This is a genomic window from Cellulomonas biazotea (assembly GCF_004306155.1).
In the GTDB taxonomy this organism is placed as follows: Bacteria; Actinomycetota; Actinomycetes; order Actinomycetales; family Cellulomonadaceae; genus Cellulomonas; species Cellulomonas biazotea.
On record NZ_BIMR01000386.1, the window covers coordinates 1 to 4219 of the forward strand.

At 72.6% G+C, this 4219-nt stretch carries 5 protein-coding genes; all 5 read left to right on the top strand.

Going from position 1 to position 4219, the window contains the following annotated elements:
* On the top strand, positions 1-423 hold a 423-nt coding region (locus CBZ_RS18985; protein ID WP_130783020.1), incomplete at its 5' end, for a carbohydrate ABC transporter permease.
* On the top strand, positions 420-1316 hold the full coding sequence (locus CBZ_RS18990) for a carbohydrate ABC transporter permease (RefSeq protein WP_130783021.1): 897 nt from the start codon (positions 420-422) through the stop codon (positions 1314-1316). The genes CBZ_RS18985 and CBZ_RS18990, both read left to right, overlap by 4 nt.
* A gap of 30 nt (positions 1317-1346) precedes the next feature.
* Positions 1347-2375, top strand: coding sequence for a LacI family DNA-binding transcriptional regulator (locus CBZ_RS18995; protein ID WP_130783022.1), 1029 nt, complete (start codon positions 1347-1349; stop codon positions 2373-2375).
* 249 nt (positions 2376-2624) lie between these two features.
* Entirely contained in the window at positions 2625-3212 is a 588-nt protein-coding gene (locus CBZ_RS19000; RefSeq protein WP_130783023.1) for a DUF4203 domain-containing protein, read from the top strand.
* 193 nt (positions 3213-3405) lie between these two features.
* The coding region (locus tag CBZ_RS19005; RefSeq protein ID WP_130783024.1) for a 5'-3' exonuclease at positions 3406-4219 on the top strand (814 nt) is incomplete at its 3' end.

A 4219-nucleotide genomic window follows, 5' to 3' on the forward strand; every position in this document is an offset into this window, starting at 1 on the left:
GCCATCGCGAACATCGGCCTGTGGGGCGGCGTCGGCTTCAACATGATCATCATCTACACCGCGCTCAAGTCGATCCCGACCGAGCTGTACGAGGCGGCCCGCCTCGACGGTGCCACCGAGCTCTCGATCGCGTGGCGGATCAAGATCCCGATCGTCATGCCGTCGCTCGTCCTCACGTTCCTCTTCTCGATGATCGCGACGCTCCAGGTGTTCGCCGAGCCGATGACGCTGCGGCCCCTGAGCAACACGATCTCCTCGACATGGAGCCCGCTCATGAAGGTGTACCGCGACGCGTTCACCCGCGGCGACATCTACGCCGCGTCGGCCACCTCGGTCGTGATCGCGCTCGCGACGTTCGCCTTCTCCTACCTGTTCCTGCGCCTCGTGCAGGACGGCCGCGCCTTCTCCCAGGAGTCCCGATGACGACCTACAGCCCCCCGCGCCCGGTCGCCGCCGTCCAGCGGCAGACGCTGCGCCCCGAGCGCACCGAGCGCCCGTCGGTCTTCGGGACCACGATCCTCGTCGTCGGCGCGATCTACTGCCTGCTGCCCGTGCTGTGGGTGCTCGTCGCCTCGTCGAAGTCCGCGAACGAGCTCTTCTCGACGTTCACGTTCCTGCCGTCGACGCACCTCGTCGAGAACATCACCGACCTGTCCGCGTACCGCGACGGCCTGTACTGGCGCTGGATGGCGAACACCGCGCTCTACGCCGGCTTCGGCGGCGCGATGTCCGTGCTCATCTCCTCGATGGCCGGCTACGCGCTCGCGAAGTACCAGTTCGTCGGCAAGAAGCTCATCTTCAACTGCATCCTCGCGGGCGTCCTCGTGCCCGGCGTGGTCCTCGCGATCCCGCAGTACCTGCTGCTCGCCGAGGTCAACCTCACCAACACGTACTGGTCGGTGCTGCTGCCCAGCCTCATCAGCCCGTACGGCATCTACCTGTGCCGCATCTACGCGGGCGCGTCCGTCCCCGACGAGCTCCTCGAGGCCGCGCGCACCGACGGTGCGTCCGAGTGGCACACGTTCTCCCGCATCGCCGTGCCGCTCATGGGCCCGGGCCTGGTCACCGTGTTCCTGTTCCAGTTCGTCGGCATCTGGAACAACTTCATGCTGCCGTACATCATGCTCGGCAACGACCGCCTGTTCCCCATCACGGTCGGCCTGAACGGCCTGCTCAACCAGGGTGCGTCGCAGCCCGCGATGTACACGTCCGTCATCACGGGCTCGCTCCTGTCGGTCATCCCGCTCGCCCTGCTCTTCCTCACCCTGCAGCGGTACTGGAAGGTCGACCTCGCCGCCGGTTCGGTCAAGGCCTGATCCGTGGCGCGGCGCATAGAGTTCCGTCCGATGGACGAGACGACGACCTCGAGCCCGGCGCCGCGGCGCCGTCCGACGATCCGTGACGTCGCCGCGGCCGCCGGGGTCTCCCGCGGCACCGTGTCGCGCGTCATCAACGGTGGTCACTGGGTCTCCCCGGAGGCGCTCGCCGCCGTCGAGGAGGCCATCAAGACCACGGGCTACTCGATGAACCAGCACGCCCGGTCCCTCGTGACGGGCCGGTCGAACTCCGTCGCGTTCCTGCTCACCGAGCCGCAGCACCTGCTGTTCGAGGACCCCACGTTCTCGATCCTGCTGCGCGGCGCCGCGCAGGCCCTCGCGGGCCGGTCGATGCCGCTGCTGCTCATGGTCGCCGGCACGCCCGAGGAGCAGAGCCAGGTGCTGTCCTACGTCGGCGCCGGGCACGTCGACGGCGTCCTGCTCATCTCGTCGCACGCGGGCAGCCCCGTCCTCGCCGAGCTGGTCCGCCAGGGCATCCCCACGATCGCCTGCGGCATCCCGCTCGGCTTCGAGGGGCAGCTCGGGTACGTCGCCGCCGACGACCTCGGAGGGGGCCGGCGCATGACCCGGCACCTGCTCGACCGCGGCCGGACCCGCGTCGCGACGATCACCGGCCCGCTCGACACCCCCGGCGGCCGGATGCGCCTCGAGGGCTACCGCGCCGAGCTCGGCGACGCGTACGACGAGACGCTCGTCGCGCACGGCGACTACTCGCGGGCAGGCGGTGCGGCGGCCATGCGGGAGCTGCTCGCCCGTCGCCCCGACGTCGACGGCGTGTTCGTCGCGTCCGACCTCATGGCCGCCGGGGCGATCCAGGTCCTGCGCGAGACCGGGCGCCGCGTCCCCGAGGACGTGTCCGTCGGCGGGTTCGACGACTCGGGCCTCGCCGCGACCCTCGACCCGCCGCTCACCACCCTGCGGCAGCCGTTCGAGCGCATCAGCACCGAGATGGTCCGGCTGCTCCTGGAGGTCGTGGAGGGGGAGGCGCCCGCCGCCATCACCCTCCCGACGTCGCTGGTCGTCCGCGCCAGCACCTGACGTCCCGCCCGCCCGGACCCTCGCCGGTCCGGGCGGGCGGTCGACATCGAGCACGGACCTGCGTCGGGACCGTCGGCGAGTGCCCGCCGCGCTCTCGTCGCGCCCTCGTCGGGCCCACCTCGGGTCTGTGTCGGCCCTGCGTCGGGCCTGCGTCGGGCCTGCGTCGGGCCTGCGTCGGGCACCGTCGGGCTGTCGCGCGGCATTCGTCCCGGTCTGGCCCTAGCCTGGTCCCGACGCGAGGGGGTCACGATGGTGTCTGGCCTGGTGGTGCTGCTCATCGGTCTGCTGCTCTGCTTCTTCGGCATCCGGTCCGTGAACCTGGCGCTCGTCGCGTCGGGGTTCGGGCTCGGGTACCTGGCCGCCGACGCGCTCGACGCGTCCACCGGCACCGCGCTGCTCGTCGGTGCGGGTGCGGCGGTCGTGCTCTGGCTGGTCGTGTCGCTGGTTTTCCGGTTCGCGACGTTCGTCGTCGGCCTCGCCACGGGCGCCGTCATCGGCGCCAAGCTGTGGTCCGCCTTCGGCAACGCCGGGACCAGCGCGGTCCTGGGGTTCATCGTGATCGGCGCGGTCGCCATCGCGTCCGCCACGCTCGCCGAGAAGTACCACCGGCGGGCCCTGCTGTGGCTGACGGTCCTCGGCGGGGCGAGCATCACCCTGACCGGCCTGGCCCTGATGTTCCCGTCGGCGCTCGACCTGCTGCGCCACCCCGACGACGGCGCCGAGCAGGTGGTCCTGGTGGTCGCGTGGGTCGCGCTCGCCGCCGCCGGCTGGGTCGTCCAGCGTCGCCTGTTCCGCAAGCAGCTCGGCCTGCCACCCCGCGAACCGGTCGCCGCCTGACCCCGCCCGCCCGCGTCCCGCCCGCCCGACGTCCCGCCCGCCCGCCCGACGTCCCGCCCGCCCGCCGCCTGGGCCTGCGCTCCCCCGAGCGCGCGGTGTGGAAGGTGCGTCCCGCTCGGCGCGACAGACCTTCCACGGGACGCAGCGGCGCGACGGCGGGTCGGCGTCGGACGGGACTGACACACTCGCACGCATGACGGACCAGACCCCGCGCCTGCTGCTGCTCGACTCCGCCTCGCTGTACTTCCGGGCGTTCTTCGGGGTGCCCGACTCGGTGAAGGCGCCCGACGGCACGCCCGTGAACGCGGTGCGCGGGCTGCTCGACATGATCGCCCGGCTCGTCACCGACCGGCGGCCGACGCGGCTCGTCGCGTGCTGGGACGACGACTGGCGGCCGGCGTTCCGGGTCGAGGCGATCCCGTCGTACAAGGCGCACCGCGTGGCGGTGCCGGTGCCGGGCGGGTCGGACGTCGAGGAGGTGCCCGACCTGCTCACGCCGCAGGTCCCGGTCATCGTCGAGGTGCTGGAGGCGTTCGGCATCGCGCGCGTCGGGGCGCCGGGGTTCGAGGCGGACGACGTCATCGGGACCCTCGTCGCCCGCGAGCGGGCGAAGCCGGCGGGGGAGCGGGCCGCGGTCGACGTCATCACGGGCGACCGGGACCTGTTCCAGCTGGTCGACGACGAGGCGCACGTGCGGGTGCTGTACACGGTGCGCGGGATCAAGGACCTGGAGGTCGTCGACCAGGCGCGGCTCGCCGAGCGGTACGCGGTGTCGTCGGGCGCGGGGTACGCGGACATGGCGGTGCTGCGCGGCGACCCGAGCGACGGCCTGCCCGGGGTCGCGGGCATCGGGGAGAAGACGGCCGCGGCGCTCGTGCACCGGTACGGGTCGCTCGAGGGGATCCTCGCGGCGCGCGACGCCGGTGACGCAGGGCTGACGGCGACGCAGCGGCGGCGGCTCGTCGAGGCGGCGGACTACCTGGCGGTCGCGCCGCGCGTCGTGCGGG